This window comes from Amnibacterium setariae, assembly GCF_003581425.1.
In the GTDB taxonomy this organism is placed as follows: domain Bacteria; phylum Actinomycetota; class Actinomycetes; order Actinomycetales; family Microbacteriaceae; genus Amnibacterium; species Amnibacterium setariae.
Genome location: NZ_QXTG01000002.1, coordinates 1,115,137 through 1,131,338, shown reverse-complemented (window position 1 = coordinate 1,131,338; position 16,202 = coordinate 1,115,137). Strand labels below are relative to the sequence as shown.

Here is a 16,202-nt window from a genome sequence, read left to right as displayed (position 1 = left end):
GACGAGGAGGTGTGCGAGGGATGGCAAGCGCCCGGATGTCGGCCGACGAGCTCGACGCCAACCTGACCTGGAGCATCGTCCGCGTCGCCCGCCTCGTCGGGCAGCGGCTGACCGACCGCCTCGCGGAGCACGGGCTGAACCCGGTGCAGTTCGGCGTCCTCGCGCACCTCGCCGTGGAGGAGGAGATGACGCAGGCGGCGCTCGCCCGGGCGGTGCTGGTCCGCCCGCAGTCCATCGCGCCGCTGCTCGACGGCCTCGAGCAGCGCGGGCTCATCGCCCGTGCGGGCGACCGGGCCCGCGGTCGGCCCAACCCGGTCCGGCTCACGGAGGAGGGCGGCCGGGCGCTCGATGGGGTGCGCAGCATCGCGCTCGGCGCGAACGACCTCAGCGACGTCGGGCTCTCGCCCGACGAGAGCGATCGGCTCAATGCCCTGCTGCTCACGATCATCCGCGCGACCGACGGCGCCCGCCCGCGCGACGGCGATCAGCTCTGGAGCGGTTGAGCGCGAGCACCGGTGGCGACGGGTGCGCCGATCGTGCTGAGATCGACCGAGCCGGACCGGCTCGCTCACGGAGAGGACGGCGATGAGCGCCTTCGGGACCCCCGAGTTCGACGCGGTGAAGGGCGAGCTGCTCGCGGACGTCGACGACGACGTCACCGACGGCCCTGACGGGCTCCTCGTGAAGGGCGCGCTGTTCGCCTACGAATCGGAGGGGTCGCTCGTCGTCGACCTGCCCGAGCAGCGCGCGACCGACCTGGTCGAGCGCGGCGTCGCGCAGGCGGTGGAGGCCCCGAAGCCGGCGAAGGGCCGCTGGGTCTCGGTCCAGGACACGGACGACTGGCTGGAGCTCGCGACGGAGGCGCACCAGTTCGTCGGCGAACCCGCCGTGGGCCGCGACTCCTGAGCCGAGCGGCTCGGGTCAGATCTCCCAGACGGACGGCGGGTAGTCCCGCGACCAGCCGTCGCGGAGGCGGGTGACCGCACGGTCGTACGCCTCGACGACGTCCATGTGCGGTCGCACCATCGACTGCAGCTGCAGGCCCTCGTAGAGCGCGATGAGCTGCTCCGCGCCGCGAGCGGGCTCCATCGTCGCGGGCTCGCGGCCGACGGCGACGTCCTGCGTGAGCGCGCGCTGCACGATCGCGTGGAAGTGGATCCACGACGCCTGGAGCTGCTCGGCCTGCGGCAGGGTCGGGGTCGCCGCGATCGTGGCGGCGGAGGTGAGCAGCCGCATCAGGGCCGGGTCGGCGGCGTTCGCGAGCACGATCGCTCGCAGGAACGCGACGGCGCCGTGCCCCTCCGCGATCGGCATGAGCGGCGCGGTGCGGCGCTGGTTCCAGGCGCGGATGACGGCGATGACGAGGTCGTCGACCGTGGGGTGGATCGCGGTCAGCTCGGCCGTCGAGATGCCGGCCGCCGCGGCGACCTCATCGAGCGCGACGTGATGGAGGGGCTGCTCGCGGAACAGCGCGATCGCGGCCTCGATGACCGCGGTCCGCACCGCTTCGGTCGCGGCGTCCGGTCCAGCGAGGAGGTCGGTCAAGTGGTGCGGTCCATCCGTATGGGCCGATGCCCACCGAGAGCATCGGCACTGCGTCAGCGAGGCGCGCGGCCCCGTCCGCGTCGTTCCCGAGCGGATCGATGAACGATCCCGGACGCGCCGTCCGCTCGCCACGCCCAGGCCGGGTGCCACCGGGGCGGGGGATGATGCTCCCGATGCGCCCAGGCAGGCCGGGGGAGACGAGGACCAAATCTTAGGCTCCGGAGTAAGGGCGCTTCTTCACCTGCCGGGCGGAGAACCCCTCTTCGGGGTCGTTGTAGGTCGTCAACGCAAACCAATACGGTCCGATCATGTCCTATGCACCCGGTCCGGCCTCGAACGTCGGCTCCTCGCAGGTGATCTACCAGCAGGTCGTCCGCGCGCCGTCCAACGGCATCGCCACCGCAGCGCTCGTACTCGGCATCGTCGCGATCGTCCTCGGCGTCTGGATGGTCATCCCGTTCGTCGGCCTCTTCTTCGCCTTCATCAGCTTCGTGCCGGCCGTGCTCGGCGTCGTGTTCGGTGTGCTCGGCCTCCGACAGGCCTCGCGCATCGCCGTCGGTCGCGGCGCGGCGATCACCGGTCTCGTCACCGGCGGTCTGACCCTCGCCATCGGCGCGTCCGTCACCCTGTTCTGGATCTTCGCGCTCGCCGCGAGCGCGGCGTCCCAGAGCTCGGGGGCCTGAGCCCGATCGCTCCGGACGCGCACTCAGCCGAGTAGCGTCACCCCGAACTCGGCGACGACGGCCCGCACCTCCTCGAGGTAGCGCTGCGCGAGCTCGGTGAGCGGGATGGAGGCGTGGCCGATCCAGCCGATCTCGATGCGCTCGTCGACGTCGAGCGGCACCGCGATGATCTCCGGGTCGAGGTCGTCGCTGATGATGCCCGTCGAGATCGTGTACCCGTCGAGCCCGATCATCAGGTTGAAGATCGTCGCCCGGTCGGAGACGCGGATCTCCCGCTTGCTGGACAGCGTCGAGAGGATCTCCTCCGCGAAGTAGAAGGAGTTGTTCGCGCCCTGGTCGAACGTGAGCCGCGGCAGGTCGGCGAGATCGGCGAGCGTCGCCCGGCCCCGCGACGCGAGCGGGTTCTTCCGCGAGATGAATATGTGCGGCTCGGCGAGGAACAGCGGGTGGAAGACGAGCCCCGAGTCGCGCAGCAGCTTGTCGATGACGTCCCGGTTGAAGTCGTTCCGGTAGACGATCCCGAGCTCGCTGCGGAGGGTCCGGACGTCCTCGATGATGTCCCAGGTCCGGGTCTCCCGCAGGGAGAACTCGTACTCGGCCCCCTCCGTGCGCTTCACCATCCGCACGAAGGCGTCGACGGCGAACGAGTAGTGCTGCGTCGACACCCCGAGCAGGCGGCGCGACGGCGGCCGGCCGAGGTAGCGCTGCTCGAGCAGCGCGACCTGCTCCACGACCTGCTTCGCGTAGCCGAGGAACTCGGTGCCGTCGGTGGTGAGCGCGACCCCGCGCGCGGAGCGGACGAGGAGGTCCCGCCCGACCCGGGTCTCGAGGTCCCGCATCGCGGCGGAGAGGGTGGGTTGCGCGACGTAGAGCAGGTCGGCGGCCGCCGAGATGGACCCCTCCGCAGCGACCTCGATGAAGTACTGGAGCTGCTGCAGCGTCACGCCGCTCGTCCGTCGGGCCATAGCCGCCGACTATAGGAGCGCATCGCGGCGTCCGATTACCCGATGACCTTCGGCGACCTGCATGATGACGGGGACGACTTCCGACAGGCCGCCCCGGCCGATCAGGCACTGGATTGGCCGCGCATGGCGAACGACTTCGGCTTCCGCATCACGACCACCCGGTTCGACGAGGACTACACGCCCTCGACCAGCTCCCGCGTCACCACGAACTTCGCCAACCTGGCCCGCGGCGAGGGGCGGCAGCAGAACCTCCGCCGTGCGCTGACGATGATCCGGAACCGGTTCAACGACCTCGCGGACTGGGACAACCCGGGCGGCGACCGCTACGGGCTCGAGCTCGACATCGTCTCCGTCGAGCTGGAGTTCACCGCGGGGGAGGCCGACCGGGAGTTCCCGCTGCTCGAGGTGCTCGACGTCACGATCGTCGACGGACGGACCGGCGCGCGCCGTCACGGGATCGTCGGCAACAACTTCTCCTCCTACGTCCGGGACTACGACTTCAGCGTGCGCCTGCCCGCGGCCGGCAAGGGACCGGCCGGCCCGAACATCCCGGAGGACTTCGGCGACCTGCACGGGAAGCTGTTCCAGGCCTTCCTCGACTCGGACGCCTACGCGGAGCGCTTCTCGCAGCCGCCGGTGATCTGCATCAGCGTCTCCACCAGCAAGACGTACCGCCGCACGGACAACCGCCACCCGGTCCTCGGGGTCGAGTACCAGCAGGACGACTACTCGCTGACGGACGAGTACTTCGCGAAGATGGGCCTGCGGGTCCGGTACTTCATGCCGCGCGGCGCCGTCGCGCCGCTCGCCTTCTACTTCCGCGGCGACCTGCTGAACGACTACACGGACCTGCAGCTGGTCGGCCTGATCAGCACGATGGAGGCGTTCCAGAAGATCTACCGGCCGGAGGTCTACAACGCGAACGCCGCCGCGGGCGCCGTCTACAGGCCGAGCCTGGAGGAGCAGGACTTCTCCCGGACGCTGATCGACTACGACCGCGAGGAGCGCAGCCGCCTCGCGATCACGCAGGGCCGATTCACCGAGGAGCACTTCATGAACCCGCACCGCGACGTCCTCGAGCAGTGGGCCGCCGCCCAGCCGGCGATCGCCCGATGAGCGCCTTCGACTCGCCCCTCGTGCCCTCGCTGCTGCCGACCGCGATCGTCGGCAGCCTGCCGAAGCCGTCCTGGCTCGCGGAGCCGGAGCAGCTCTGGTCGCCGTGGAAGCTGGAGGGGGAGGCGCTCGTCGAGGGCAAGCAGGACGCCCTGCGCGCCGTCGTCCAGGAGCAGCAGCGCCGCGGCATCGACGTGCTCGCCGACGGGGAGCAGACCCGACAGCACTTCGTCACGACGTTCATCGAGCACCTCAGCGGCGTCGACTTCGAGCACCGGGAGACGGTGCGCATCCGCGACCGGTACGACGCGAGCGTGCCGACCGTGGTCGGCGACGTGCGCCGCGACCACCCCGTCTTCGTCGAGGACGCGGCCTTCCTCCGCAGCCTCACCGACCGGCCGATCAAGTGGGCCCTCCCGGGGCCGTTGACGATGGTCGACACCCTCGCCGACCGCCACTACGGCAGCCGCGAGAAGCTGGCGCGGGAGTTCGCGACGATCCTCAACCAGGAGGCGCGGGAGCTCGAGGCCGCGGGCGTCGACGTGATCCAGTTCGACGAGCCCGCCTTCAATGTCTTCCACGACGAGGTGCGCGCGTGGGGCGTCGAGACGCTCGAGCGCGCCGCGGAGGGCCTCCGCGCGGAGACCGTCGTGCACATCTGCTACGGCTACGGGATCAAGGCGAACAACGACTGGAAGGCGACGCTCGGCGCCGAGTGGCGGCAGTACGAGCAGTCCTTCCCGCTGCTGCAGCAGTCGTCGATCGACACCGTGTCGCTGGAGAGCCAGCACTCGCACGTGCCGGTGGACCTGATCGAGCTGATCCGCGGCAAGAACGTCATGCTCGGCGCGATCGACGTGGCGAGCGAGCAGGTCGAGACGCCGGAGGAGGTCGCCGACGTGCTCCGCAAGGCGCTCGCCTTCGTCGACGCGGACAAGCTGATCCCGAGCACGAACTGCGGGATGGCGCCGCTGCCCCGCGACGTCGCGCAGCAGAAGCTGAGCGCGCTCGCGGCGGGCGCGGGCCTGCTCCGCGAGCAGCTCGAGGGCGCGAAGGCCTGAGGTGAGGCCGGGCGCACAGGCGCCCGGTCGCACACTCGACGCGTGCCGTCGTCGTCCGAGTCCTCCGACTCGGCCGGTGCCGCCTCCGCCGGCGGCCGCCGCCTCGCGCCCTCGACGCTCGCGCTGATCGCGGTCACCGGCACCTCCGCGCTCGCGACCGACACCTACATCGCCGCGCTGCCCGCGATGCGGGACTCGCTGCAGACCTCGGACACGCTGGTCCAGCTCACGCTGACGGCCTGCATCGGCGGGCTCGCGCTCGGGCAGCTGGTCGTCGGCCCGATCAGCGACGCGCGCGGCCGGCGCCGCATCATCGTGGCGGCGACGATCGCCTTCACGATCGCCGGGGTCGTCTGCGCGCTGTCGACCTCCGTCGTGCTGATGATCGTGGCGCGCCTCGCGCAGGGCTTCGCGGCGGGCGCGGGCGCCTCCGTCGGCCGGGCGGTCGTGACGGACACGTTCGAGGGCAGGCGCGCGGCTGCGAAGTTCGGCACGCTCACCGCGGTGAGCCTCATCGGCCCGGTGGCCGGCCCGGCCATCGGCGGCCTGCTGCTGCCGTTCGGCGGCTGGCGCGCGATCTTCTGGTTCCTCGCCGTCGTCGGCGTGCTGATGACGGTCGCGGCGCTCGCCGGCATCCCGGAGACCCTGCCGGCGGACCGGAGGCGCCCGGGAGGCCTCCGGCAGCTGCTCGCCCGGTCCGGGGAGCTGCTCCGGCACCGCCCCTTCATCACGCCGGTCGCGGTGCAGTGCCTGGTCACCTGCGGGTTCTTCATCTACATCGGCGGCTCGTCGATCGTGCTGCAGACGGACCTGCGCCTGACGCCCGCCGCCTACACCGTCGTGTTCGCGACGGACGCGGCGACGATGATCGGCGGCAGCCTGCTGTACCGGGCGTTCGTGATGCGGCTGGGCCCGGAGGTGCTGCGTCGCATCGCCTTCACGATCGCGAGCGTCGCGGTGCTCGCCCTCCTCGCGGTCGCGCTGCTCGCCGCTCCGCGGGTCGCGCCGCTGCCCGCCGTCTGGATCTGCCTCGCCGTCATGACGTTCGGCCTCGGCGGCTACCTGCCGTCGAACTCCGCGATCGCGCAGCGCGAGGGCCGCCGGTACGCGGGCACCGCCTCAGCCCTGAGCGGCGGCCTGCCCTTCCTCGCCGGCGCGCTCACCACGCCGCTGACCGGGCTGCTCGGCGCGCAGACCGTGCTCGTGATGGCGATCGGGATGAGCGCCTTCTTCGTGCTCGCGATCGCGCTGGCCGTCGCCGGGCGATCGCGGGGGAGCGGCGCCCTCGCGGAGGGGCCCGCTGACGGTTAGCGTCCGCGTCGATGCCGCCGGGGCCGCGCAGGAGCCCCCTCGTACGCTGGCGGCATGGTCCTCTCCGTCCCGTCCCTCCCGCTCAACTCCGGCGCGCAGATCCCGCAGATCGGGTTCGGCGTCTTCCTGATCAAGCCGGAGGTCACGCAGCAGGCCGTCGAGGACGCGCTCGAGGTCGGCTACCGCCACATCGACACCGCGACCGGCTACGGCAACGAGGCCGAGGTCGGCGCCGCGGTGCGCGCCTCCGGGATCTCGCGCGAGGACGTCTTCGTGACCACCAAGCTGCGCAACGACCACCACGCGGCCGGCGACGTCGAGGGCGCGTTCGAGCGCAGCCTCGAGGCGCTCGACCTCGGGTACATCGACCTGTACCTGATCCACTGGCCGATGCCGAAGAACGACCGCTACGCCGAGACCTGGCGCACCTTCACCGGCTTCAGCGCCGACGGCCGGGCGCGGAGCATCGGCGTGAGCAACTTCACGATCCCGCACCTCGAGCGCATCATCGCGGAGACCGGGGTGACGCCGGCGGTCAATCAGGTGGAGCTGCACCCGACCTTCCAGCAGCGGGAGCTGCGCGCCTTCCAGGCGCAGCACGGCATCGAGACCGAGGCGTGGGCGCCGCTCGGCCAGGGCCGCTACGACATCTTCAACCTGGCGCCGATCAAGGCCGCGGCAGAGGCGCACGACGTCACGCCCGCGCAGGTCGTGCTGCGGTGGCACCTGCAGACGGGCGTCATCGCGCTGCCGAAGTCGAGCTCGAAGGAGCGCATGCGGGAGAACCTCGACATCGCGAAGTTCGAGCTGACCGCGGAGGAGATGGCCGCGATCGACGCGCTCGACGAGAACACGCGGCTCGCCGCCGACCCCGACGACATCAACGTCGACTGACGACGGCCGCCGGGCTCGGGAGTCGGAGGCGGCCGTGCCGAGCGGGGCGCGAGCACCGAGGTGGCTGGTCGTCGCCGACGACACGACCGGGGCGCTGGACGCCGCGCTCGGGTTTCTCGGCGTCGGCGCGGTCGAGTACCGGGTGGCCGGAGCGGATGCGCCGGCCGATGCGGACGTCGTTGCGGTCTCGACCGGCTCCCGCGCGCTCGCCGTCCACGATGGGCCGGGCGTGCGGCGAGCCGTCGAGGCCGCCGCGGAGGGGTCCTCGGTCCGGGTGTTCGCGAAGGTCGACTCGACGCTCCGGGGTTGGCCGGCCGAGCACGTCGAGGCCGTCCGGCACGCCCTTCCACACCCGGTGACCGCGGTCGTCTGCCCGGCTGCCCCCGTCCTCGGGCGCACCGTCGAGGGCGGCCGGGTGCTCGTGCACGGCGAGCCCGCGATGCGGGCGGTGGCAGGTCGGGACGCGGTCGCGCCGGCCCGGGAGGACCGGCTCACCGCGCTGTTCGACGCCCCGCTGGTAGCCGTGGACGACGTGCCCGCCATCGTCGGGACCCGCGACACCGTGGTCGTCGACGCGTTTACGGAGGAGGACCTCGATTCGCTCGCCCGCGTTGTCGAGCCCCTCGGACAGCGCGTGCTGCTGGTGGGCTCGTCCGGACTCGCCGCAGCGCTGGGCCGACTGCAGCACCGCGACGGCGAAGAGCTCCCTGCGCCCGAGGTGCCCCGGGCAGCCCGAGGTCTCGTGCTCGTCACCTCCGCGCATCCGCTCGCCCGGCGACAAGTGGCGGCCGCGGGGGACCGCTGGCCGGTCGTCGCGCCGCCGCCCCTGGACGGCGACCGCGTCGATCACGACACCGCCCTCGCGACGGCGCGGAGCACCGCGGACGCCGCCGCGGACCGCCTCCACGACGACGCCGAGGCCGTCGTCGTCGTGGGCGGCGACGGCGCGGACGCGCTGCTGCGTGCGCTGGGCGCGTCCGGGGTGCGCCTGCTGGGATCCTTGGCGCACGGGGTCCCGTGGGGCCGGGTGCGGGGCGGCTCCCGCGACGGGTTGCTGATCGCGACCAAGTCCGGCGGGTTCGGCGACCCGGAGACGCTCGACCGCGTGATCACCACGTTGACGAAGGGACCGTAGATGCCCGCACCCACCCTCGCCGTGACCCTGGGCGACGTCGCCGGGATCGGCCCGGAGGTCGTCGCGAAGACGCTGCTGCTCCACGACGATCTGCGCCGGCGCGCACGGCCCGTCGTGATCGGCGATGAAGCCTCGATGCGGCGCGGCATCGCCGCGGTCGGTCTCGCCCAGGACGCCCTCGTCCTCCTCGACGATCCGCGGGCGGCCACGAACGACCCGAAGACGATCGAGCTGATCCAGACCGGGCCCTCGCTCGACGGCGTCGCCTTCGGATCGCTCGACCCCGTGGCCGGCGATGCGGCCTACCGCTTCGTCGTGGCGGCCTGCGACCTCGTGAAGGCGGGCCGCGCCGACGCGATCGTGACCGCGCCGCTCAACAAGGCCGCGATGCACGCGGCCGGCCACCGCTTCGCCGGGCACACCGAGCTGCTCGCGCACGAGTTCGGCGTGGAGGACTTCAGCCTCGTGCTGTCGGCCGGCGACCTCTACGTGTTCCACCTGACGACCCACGTCTCGCTGCGGCAGGCCATCGACGACGTCACCGTCGCCCGCACCGGCCAGGTGCTCCGCCTCGCGCACGGTTTCGGCCGGGCGCTCGGCCGTCCGGACGAGCGGATCGGGCTGGCCGGCCTGAACCCGCACGCGGGGGAGAACCGCCTCTTCGGCGACGAGGACGCCGACGTCCTCGCGCCCGCGGTCGCCGCGGCCGTCGCGGAAGGGATCCCAGTCGACGGCCCGATCCCGGCCGACGCGCTGTTCCCGGCCGCGATGCGCCGGGGGCGGTGGAAGATCCTCATCGCCTGCTACCACGACCAGGGCCACGCGCCGTTCAAGTCGATGTACGGCGACGACGGCGTGAACATCACCGTCGGGCTGCCTGCCGTGCGGGTGTCGGTCGACCACGGCACCGCGTTCGACATCGCCGGCACCGGCGTCGCGAGCGACGCCAGCATGCTGCTCGCCTGCGAGCGCGCCGCCGAGCTGGCGCCCGGCTGGGGCGCGGTCGTGGAGGCGCTCCGCTAGCCGACGACCCCGCGCCCGGGCGGATCGTCCGACGCCCTCCCTACGCTGCCGACATGGTCAGCGCCGCCGATGCCCTCGAGTCCTTCGTCGCCGCCGTCGACCGCGAGCGGCTCGGCGTCTACGGCGTGCAGATCCGCGTCGGGTCGGAGCTCGCCTCCCATCGCTGGCGCAGCGACGACCGCGAGAACCTGTACTCGGTGTCGAAGGGCGTCTCCGCGCTCGCCGCGGGAATCGCCGTCGACGAAGGGCTGCTCACCCTCGACCTGACCGTCGGCGAGGTCTTCGGCGACCTGCCGCTCGACGACGGTGTCGCGGCGGTGACGCTGCGGCACCTGCTGACGATGACGAGCGGGATCGACTTCCGCTGGTTCGGGCACCAGCCGTTCCCGCAGCCGGACCTCGCCGCGGCGATGCTGGTCCTCCCGTCGCGCGGTCGCGTCTTCCAGTACTCGGACGCGAGCACCTACGTCGCGATGCGCATGCTCGCCTCCGTCGTCGGCGACGTGCGCGACTGGCTGCTGCCCCGGCTGTTCGGGCCGCTCGGGATCGACAACCCGCAGTGGCACCGCTGCCCGCTCGGCTTCATCGTCGGCGGTACCGGGCTGGAGCTGCGCACCGAGGAGCTCGCGCGCATCGGCGATCTCCTGCTCGACCGCGGCCGGTGGGCGGACCGCCAGCTCGTCAGCGCCGCGTTCGTCGACGCGATGCACGCCGACTGGTTCGAGACCGGGCGGGAGGCGCCGATGGACCGCTACGGCATCGCCACCTGGGCGGGCCCGGGCGACGCCTGGCGGTTCGAGGGCAGGTACGGGCAGTTCGTGATCGTGCACGGCGACGCCGTCGTGACGATCACGGGTCATGAGGAGGAGCGGGAGGACCGCATCTCGGCGCTCGCCGTGGAGGTCACATCGTCGGCAATGGACGACTGACGAGCACGGCTCCGTTCACCAACGGGACATCGCGAGCCAGTTGTCGAACGTCAGCGTCCCGCGGGTCGCAGCGGAGTCGCCGCGGAGCGCGCCGGACGCGAGGCCGCGCCAGTACCGGCCGGGGAGCGCGAGCTCGACGACGCGGGACCGGTCGCCCCGAGCATCGAGCAGGCGCCGGACCATGGAGGCGAGCACCTCGTCGCGGGGGCCGACGAGGTCGGGGGCTCGACCCGACGGGGGAGCTGCGGCGAGCTCCACCAGGCGAGCGCCCACCTCCTCGGCGGCCATCGGTCGCACGAGCGCCCGGGGTACCGCGGTCCAGCGACCGAGTCGAGCGAGGCCCGCGACCTGGCCTGCGAACTCGTGGAACTGCGCGGCCCGGAGCACCGTCGAGGGCTGGGGCGACGCGGCGATGAGCGCCTCCTGGCGGAGCTTGCCCGCGTAGTAGCCGGCGTCGATCCGGTCGATCCCGACGACGGACAGGGCGAGGTGGTGCGGAACCTCGGCGAGTCGTTCGGCGCGCAGGAGCACTTCGGTCACCCGCGTGAAGAAGGCGACCGACCGCCGGCGCCCGAGCGCGGCCGTGCTCGTCACGTCGACGACCGCGTCCGCGGCGGCGAGCGCGGCCGCCACGCCGACGTCGGCGAGCAGGTCCGTCCCGGCGCTCCGCGACAGCGGGACGACGTCGTGGCCCGCCCGCTCGGCGGCCGCGACGACGTGCCGCCCGACGGTCCCGGTCGCACCGGCGACCGCGAGCCTCATCGGGTCACCGCCTCGGCCCGTCGCCGGGTCGGCACGAGCAGGACGACCCCGAGCCCGAGGCTGACCGCGAGCGACACGATCGCGCCCACCGCGTCGGCCGTGGAGAACCCGTCGAGGTGCGTCGCGTGGTACGCGAGGTGCAGCGCGCCGAAGACCGTCCAAGCGGCCCCGAGCGGTGCCCACGCGCTGCGCAGGACCAGCACGACGACGCTCGCTGCGGCCAGCGCGAGGTACAGGCCGCCCACGTCGCGGATGAGGTGCTCGTTGTACGGGCCGTCGAGGTCGATCCAGTGCCCGAGCACGCCGGGGAACGCCTCGTAGAACCCGCGTGGCGTGATGGTCGCCCACCCGCCGACGAAGAGGCCGAGGGCGGCGGAGATCGCGAGCGCGATGCGCTTGATCGCGCTCATGCGCGCACCGGCGGGACGCCGTTGGCGCCGGGGAAGCGGCGCGCGCCGGTCCGATGCGCGCCGAGCGGGACGAGGGAGTGCGCGTCGGTCGCGCCGAGCGCGTCGCCGTCGACGGTCCGCACGGTTCTCGCGTCGCCCTCCTTCGCGAGCGCAGAACGGATCAGGTCGTCGAGGTGGAAGCGGTCGGGGCCCGCGATGTCGACGACCTCGCCGAGCGGTCCACCGGTCGCGATCTCGGCGAGCAGGTCGACGACGTCGTCCACGTCGACGGGCTGCAGCAGCGTCGGCGGCGCCTGCACGACGCCGTCGACCGTCAGCCAGTCGGCGATCGTCGGCACGAAGTCGTGGAACTGCGTCGCGCGGACGACGGTGAACGGCACCTCCTCGTCGCGGACGGCGTCCTCCTGCGCGACCTTCCCGGCGTAGTAGCCGTTCCCGGTCGCGCGGTCGGCGCCAACGACGGAGAGCAGCACGTGGTGCCGGACACCGGTCGTCAGCTCCGCGGCGAGGAGCCGGAGGGTCGTGCCGCGGAAGAACTCGATGGACGCCTCCGCCTCCATCACCTGCGCGTTGAGTACGTCGACCACGGCGTCGACGCCGACGAGCGCGGCGCCGAGCCCCTCGCCGGTGACGACGTCGATCCCGTTCGATCGCGACCCCGCCACCACCTCGTGCCCGTCCCGGCGGAGCCGTTCGGCGAGCCGCCCGCCGACGTGCCCGCGGCCGCCTGCGATGAAGATCCTCATGACCCGGTCGTCCTTCCCGGCCGCGCTGCGCGGCCTCGAGAAGATGACGACGTCGGGCGTCGATCCGTGAGGTCAGGCGGGCGGCGCGATCCAGGCTCCGAGCTTCTGCGGGTTGACCTGCATCCAGACGTCCGTGACCCGCCCGTTCCGAACCCCCAGGTTGACGAGCGAGCGGACCGACCCGTCCGGCGCGATGGCCGTGAAGGCGAGCCCGTCGCCCGTCCGACGAGGCTCGAGCCGCAGCGTCGGCTGCTTGACCATGACCCCGAGCATGAAGCGCGCCACGTTGGAGACGCCGAGCACCGGACGGCGAGCAGCGCTGACGACGCCGCCGCCGTCGGAGACCAGCGTCACGGACGGGTCCAGCAGCGCGGTCAGCGCCTGGAGGTCGCCCGTGGCGCAGGCCCGGGCGAAGGCGGCGGCGACCGCGTCGTGTTCGGTCCGATCGGGTGTCCGCAGGTCGTGGTCGCGCACGCGGCGACGTGCGGAGGTCGCGAGCTGGCGGACCGCGGCCGTGCTGCGCCCGACGATCGCGCCGATCTCCTCGAACGGAACCGCGAACACGTCGTGCAGCACGAAGGCGACGCGTTCGGCCGGCGTCATCGCCTCCATGACGATCAGGAGCGCGGTGCTCACCTCGTCGTCGATGGTGGCGCGGTCGAGCGGATCGGCCCCGACCGCGGCGGGCTGCGGCGCGGTCCCGGCGAACAGGTCGGCGGGCACGGGCTCCGGCAGCCACTCGCCGACGTAGCGCTCGCGGCGGCGCCGCGCGGAGCCGAGCACGTCGAGGCAGATCCGGCTCATCGTCCGGGTGAGCCAGCCCTGCGGGTTCCGGACCGCTGCGCGCTCGGCGTCCGTCATCCGGTACCACCGTGCGTAGGTGTCCTGCACGGCGTCCTCCGCCTCCGCGAGGGTGCCGAGCATCCGGTAGCCGAGGGCGAGGAGCCGACGGCGTTCCCGCATCAGCTCGTCGACGGTCGCGTCAAGCGGCTCCTGGTCCATCGGCCCTCCGTGCCTCCACCCTGGCCTGCTCACGCCCTTGTCGGCGCCTCGCCGCTGACGAACGCGCGGCGGGGCTCCGCGAGAGCGGCCAGCGACACGATGTCGCGCCCGCCGAACACCGCGCTCACCCAGATCAGCAGCACCCGGAGCTTGCGCTCCCACGTCGGGACCGCGAGCACGTGGTAGCCGCGGTGCATGAGCCAGGCGACCGGCCCGGTCACGACCAGCCGCTTGTACTGGAAGATGCCGTGGCCGAGCCCGAGCGTCGCGACGACGCCGAGCCCGTGGTGGACATAGGGGCGGGGCGCGCGGCCGCGGAGGGTGGCGATGAGGTTCGCGGCGAGGCGCTTGCCCTGCCGCACCGCGTGCTGCGCGTTCGGCACCGTCGTCGCTCCCGGGCGGGGTGACGTGAGGTCCGGCACCGCGGCGTCGTCACCGGCGGCCCATGCTCCCGGGACCACGCCGTCCTCGCCCTCCACCTGCAGGGTGGCCCGCACCCGGACGAGCCCGATCGCCGTCAGCGGCAGGTCCGTGCGCGAGGTCACGACCGGGTTCGCCGCGTTGCCCGCGACCCAGACGAGCAGGCCGGTGTCGAACTCCTCCCCGGTGGAGAGCACGAGGTGACCGTCGACGGCGGACAGCAGCTGCGTGTCCAGGTGGATCCGGCCGCCGCGCCGCTCGAGATGGCGCACGACCCACCGGCCCGGCCCCTCGCTCACCTCCGGCAGCACGCGCCCGCGCGTCTCGACGAGGTGGAACGACAGCTCGTCCGCCGCGATCTCCGGGTAGCGGCGGAGCAGGGCGGTGGCGAGCGACAGCGTCTCCCCGAAGCCCTCGATGCCGGAAAAGCCGCCGCCGACGAAGGTGACCGTGAGCAGCTTCTGCCGCTCCGGCCCGCGCGGCAGGACCGACGCACGGTCGAAGCCGGTGAGGATCGCGTCGCGGATCGCGACCGCCTCCTCGACGTGCTTCATGCCGATCGCCTGCTCGTCCAGACCGGGCACCGGGAACTTCCGCGTCACCGCGCCCGCAGTGACGACGACGGTGTCGTACGGCAGCGTGAAGGCGGCGCCGTCCAGCGGTTCGACGGTGACCCGTCGGCGCGCGTGATCGATCCGCGTGACCGAGCCCGAGACCAGCCGGGTGCGCCGCAGGTGGCGCCGGTGCGACACGGCGGCGTGCCGTGCCTCGACCGACCCCGCGGTCACCTCGGGGAGGAACGGCTGGTAGGTCATGTACGGGCGGGGATCGACCAGGGTGACGTGCGCCTCACCGGGGCGCAGCCGCTTCTCGAGCCGCCACGCGGCGTAGAACCCGGCGTACCCGCCACCGACGATCAGGATCTCCTGCATCCGGCACCTCGCTCCTCGTCCTGTCACTCGAATGACGAGATGCGCGGGCGTGATGTGAGGTCGCGTCGCGCAGTGCGATTCGTTCCCCGCGAAGAACGCCGACGACCAGGGGCTGGAAGGATCGGGCCCCGTGCTCCGGAACGCCGTCATCGCCCTGATCCTCGGCGTCCCGCTCTCGGTCCTCCTGCTCGTGCCGGTCGCCGCGGTGCTCTACCGCCGGGAGGGGCGTCTCGCACCGCTCGCGGTCACGCAGCTCCTCGCCGGCGCGGTCTACTTCTGCGCGCTGTGGGCCTACACGCTGCTGCCGACGCCTCCCGCGCGCGAGCTGACCCGCTGCGCGGCGCCGCAGCTGCACCCCTTCGCCTTCGTGGGCGACGTCCTCCACTTCGGCGTCGGATCGCCGAGCGCGCTGCTGCACAACCCCGCGCTGCTGCAGGTGGTGCTCAACATCGCGCTGTTCGTGCCGCTCGGGCTCGGCGTGCGCCTGCTCCTGCATCGCGGCGTGCTCGTCGCGCTCGTGCTCGGGTTCCTCGGCTCCCTCCTCATCGAGGTCACGCAGCTGACCGGCATCTACGGCATCTACTCGTGCGCGTACCGCCTGTTCGACGTCGACGACCTCATCGCGAACACGACGGGCGCGGTGGTCGGCTGCCTCGCCGTCGCCCGGCTCGCGCGGCCACGGCGGGCGCAGCCGGTCGCCCTCCACCCCGTGCCGGTGCGCCTCGGCCGCCGGCTGCTCGGGCTGTTCGCGGACGCCGTCGTGATCGGCTTCGTCCAGTTCGTGCTGTCCGCGCTGTGGGGCGTGTGGACCGCGTTCGGCGGCGGACCGGACGCCGCCGATCTGCCGGTCGTGCAGCAGCTGGTGACGTGGGGCGTCCCCGCGGTGCTCGAGCTGGTCCTGGTCCTGCGGACGGGTCGATCGGCGGGGGAGGCGCTCGTGCTCATCACCCCGGGAGCCCCCGCGGGCGGCCGCTGGCGCCAGGCGCTGTTCGGCGTGGTCGGCTACTGCCTGCTCGGCCTGATCGGCGTGCTGCAGGGCGTCTTCGTCGTCGTCACGCTCATCGCCGCCATCGCGACCAAGGACCGGCGCGGGTTCAGCCGGATCGTGTCCGGCGGTCGCATCGTCGCGCTCGCCGGCCCCCGGCGCGGGCAACGGGCGGTCGAGCAGGCCGAGGCGGAAGCGCCGTCGCACTGAGCCTGCCCCCGCGTCGGCTCCGGCAGCATCCGTCGATTCCGGCAGCCTCCGGAGCCCGAAGCGGCTGCCGGAACCG

18 protein-coding genes are annotated in these 16,202 nt (G+C 72.9%); 11 read left to right on the top strand and 7 right to left on the bottom strand.

What is annotated here, in order from left to right:
* The first annotated feature begins 20 nt into the window (after positions 1 to 20).
* Together D1781_RS13410 and D1781_RS13405 are read left to right on the top strand one after the other, a co-directional pair.
* Entirely contained in the window at positions 21 to 503 is a 483-nt protein-coding gene (locus D1781_RS13410; RefSeq protein ID WP_119482736.1) for a MarR family winged helix-turn-helix transcriptional regulator, read from the top strand.
* 82 nt (positions 504 to 585) lie between these two features.
* Positions 586 to 906 (top strand): hypothetical protein, encoded by a 321-nt coding sequence (locus D1781_RS13405; protein WP_119482735.1) that lies wholly within the window; start codon positions 586 to 588, stop codon positions 904 to 906.
* A gap of 15 nt (positions 907 to 921) precedes the next feature.
* On the opposite strand, the gene D1781_RS13400 is transcribed toward D1781_RS13405, so the two are convergent.
* Positions 922 to 1,545 (bottom strand): TetR/AcrR family transcriptional regulator, encoded by a 624-nt coding sequence (locus D1781_RS13400; protein WP_158590096.1) that lies wholly within the window; start codon positions 1,543 to 1,545, stop codon positions 922 to 924.
* Positions 1,546 to 1,853: 308 nt separating this feature from the next.
* Between D1781_RS13400 and D1781_RS13395 the strand changes: the two genes are divergently transcribed.
* Positions 1,854 to 2,228 carry a hypothetical protein gene (locus D1781_RS13395; RefSeq protein ID WP_119482733.1) on the top strand — a complete coding sequence of 125 codons (375 nt, stop codon included), beginning with the start codon at positions 1,854 to 1,856 and terminating at the stop codon, positions 2,226 to 2,228.
* A 23-nt stretch (positions 2,229 to 2,251) separates the two neighbouring features.
* Here D1781_RS13395 and D1781_RS13390 read toward each other — a convergent pair whose 3' ends face one another.
* Entirely contained in the window at positions 2,252 to 3,193 is a 942-nt protein-coding gene (locus D1781_RS13390; RefSeq protein ID WP_119482732.1) for a LysR family transcriptional regulator, read from the bottom strand.
* A 123-nt stretch (positions 3,194 to 3,316) separates the two neighbouring features.
* Between D1781_RS13390 and D1781_RS13385 the strand changes: the two genes are divergently transcribed.
* The 7 genes from D1781_RS13385 to D1781_RS13355 are packed head-to-tail and all read left to right on the top strand — an operon-like array spanning position 3,317 to position 10,659.
* The gene (locus D1781_RS13385; RefSeq protein WP_119482731.1) at positions 3,317 to 4,309 is read left to right on the top strand and encodes a DUF1852 domain-containing protein; all 993 of its coding nucleotides are present in this window, start codon (positions 3,317 to 3,319) and stop codon (positions 4,307 to 4,309) included.
* Positions 4,310 to 4,329: 20 nt separating this feature from the next.
* Complete coding sequence (locus D1781_RS13380) at positions 4,330 to 5,367, top strand: methionine synthase (RefSeq protein ID WP_119483314.1); 1,038 nt, start codon at positions 4,330 to 4,332, stop codon at positions 5,365 to 5,367.
* 42 nt (positions 5,368 to 5,409) lie between these two features.
* The gene (locus D1781_RS13375) at positions 5,410 to 6,678 is read left to right on the top strand and encodes a Bcr/CflA family efflux MFS transporter (RefSeq protein WP_119482730.1); all 1,269 of its coding nucleotides are present in this window, start codon (positions 5,410 to 5,412) and stop codon (positions 6,676 to 6,678) included.
* A 54-nt stretch (positions 6,679 to 6,732) separates the two neighbouring features.
* Entirely contained in the window at positions 6,733 to 7,572 is an 840-nt protein-coding gene (locus D1781_RS13370) for an aldo/keto reductase (RefSeq protein ID WP_119482729.1), read from the top strand.
* A 34-nt stretch (positions 7,573 to 7,606) separates the two neighbouring features.
* Positions 7,607 to 8,707 (top strand): four-carbon acid sugar kinase family protein, encoded by a 1,101-nt coding sequence (locus tag D1781_RS13365; protein ID WP_119482728.1) that lies wholly within the window; start codon positions 7,607 to 7,609, stop codon positions 8,705 to 8,707.
* Positions 8,708 to 9,730 carry a 4-hydroxythreonine-4-phosphate dehydrogenase PdxA gene (pdxA, locus tag D1781_RS13360; RefSeq protein WP_119482727.1) on the top strand — a complete coding sequence of 341 codons (1,023 nt, stop codon included), beginning with the start codon at positions 8,708 to 8,710 and terminating at the stop codon, positions 9,728 to 9,730. It begins immediately after the preceding gene.
* A 53-nt stretch (positions 9,731 to 9,783) separates the two neighbouring features.
* Complete coding sequence (locus D1781_RS13355; RefSeq protein WP_119482726.1) at positions 9,784 to 10,659, top strand: serine hydrolase domain-containing protein; 876 nt, start codon at positions 9,784 to 9,786, stop codon at positions 10,657 to 10,659.
* A 15-nt stretch (positions 10,660 to 10,674) separates the two neighbouring features.
* On the opposite strand, the gene D1781_RS13350 is transcribed toward D1781_RS13355, so the two are convergent.
* The 5 genes from D1781_RS13350 to D1781_RS13330 form a co-directional block, all read right to left on the bottom strand.
* A complete protein-coding gene (locus D1781_RS13350) occupies positions 10,675 to 11,421 on the bottom strand; it encodes an SDR family oxidoreductase (protein WP_119482725.1) in 747 nt (248 codons plus the stop codon).
* Positions 11,418 to 11,831, bottom strand: coding sequence for a hypothetical protein (locus tag D1781_RS13345; RefSeq protein ID WP_119482724.1), 414 nt, complete (start codon positions 11,829 to 11,831; stop codon positions 11,418 to 11,420). Before D1781_RS13345 ends, D1781_RS13350 begins: the two co-directional genes overlap by 4 nt.
* The gene (locus D1781_RS13340; RefSeq protein WP_119482723.1) at positions 11,828 to 12,577 is read right to left on the bottom strand and encodes an SDR family oxidoreductase; all 750 of its coding nucleotides are present in this window, start codon (positions 12,575 to 12,577) and stop codon (positions 11,828 to 11,830) included. The genes D1781_RS13345 and D1781_RS13340 overlap by 4 nt, the downstream gene beginning before the upstream one ends.
* Positions 12,578 to 12,649: 72 nt before the next feature.
* Positions 12,650 to 13,579 carry an RNA polymerase sigma factor SigJ gene (gene sigJ / locus D1781_RS13335; protein WP_119482722.1) on the bottom strand — a complete coding sequence of 310 codons (930 nt, stop codon included), beginning with the start codon at positions 13,577 to 13,579 and terminating at the stop codon, positions 12,650 to 12,652.
* A 29-nt stretch (positions 13,580 to 13,608) separates the two neighbouring features.
* Entirely contained in the window at positions 13,609 to 14,931 is a 1,323-nt protein-coding gene (locus D1781_RS13330; protein ID WP_119482721.1) for an NAD(P)/FAD-dependent oxidoreductase, read from the bottom strand.
* A 130-nt stretch (positions 14,932 to 15,061) separates the two neighbouring features.
* Between D1781_RS13330 and D1781_RS13325 the strand changes: the two genes are divergently transcribed.
* A complete protein-coding gene (locus tag D1781_RS13325; protein WP_119482720.1) occupies positions 15,062 to 16,126 on the top strand; it encodes a VanZ family protein in 1,065 nt (354 codons plus the stop codon).
* Positions 16,127 to 16,202 lie beyond the last annotated feature (76 nt).

Bases quoted from the DNA above. Each gene is read 5' to 3' on its own strand.
- D1781_RS13340 (WP_119482723.1), bottom strand. From the start codon at position 12,577: ATGAGGATCTTCATCGCAGGCGGCCGCGGGCACGTCGGCGGGCGGCTC.
- D1781_RS13355 (WP_119482726.1), top strand. From the start codon at position 9,784: ATGGTCAGCGCCGCCGATGCCCTCGAGTCCTTCGTCGCCGCCGTCGAC.
- pdxA (WP_119482727.1), top strand. From the start codon at position 8,708: ATGCCCGCACCCACCCTCGCCGTGACCCTGGGCGACGTCGCCGGGATC.
- sigJ (WP_119482722.1), bottom strand. From the start codon at position 13,579: ATGGACCAGGAGCCGCTTGACGCGACCGTCGACGAGCTGATGCGGGAA.
- D1781_RS13370 (WP_119482729.1), top strand. From the start codon at position 6,733: ATGGTCCTCTCCGTCCCGTCCCTCCCGCTCAACTCCGGCGCGCAGATC.
- D1781_RS13390 (WP_119482732.1), bottom strand. From the start codon at position 3,193: ATGGCCCGACGGACGAGCGGCGTGACGCTGCAGCAGCTCCAGTACTTC.
- D1781_RS13410 (WP_119482736.1), top strand. From the start codon at position 21: ATGGCAAGCGCCCGGATGTCGGCCGACGAGCTCGACGCCAACCTGACC.
- D1781_RS13405 (WP_119482735.1), top strand. From the start codon at position 586: ATGAGCGCCTTCGGGACCCCCGAGTTCGACGCGGTGAAGGGCGAGCTG.
- D1781_RS13395 (WP_119482733.1), top strand. From the start codon at position 1,854: ATGTCCTATGCACCCGGTCCGGCCTCGAACGTCGGCTCCTCGCAGGTG.
- D1781_RS13330 (WP_119482721.1), bottom strand. From the start codon at position 14,931: ATGCAGGAGATCCTGATCGTCGGTGGCGGGTACGCCGGGTTCTACGCC.
- D1781_RS13350 (WP_119482725.1), bottom strand. From the start codon at position 11,421: ATGAGGCTCGCGGTCGCCGGTGCGACCGGGACCGTCGGGCGGCACGTC.
- D1781_RS13345 (WP_119482724.1), bottom strand. From the start codon at position 11,831: ATGAGCGCGATCAAGCGCATCGCGCTCGCGATCTCCGCCGCCCTCGGC.
- D1781_RS13385 (WP_119482731.1), top strand. From the start codon at position 3,317: ATGGCGAACGACTTCGGCTTCCGCATCACGACCACCCGGTTCGACGAG.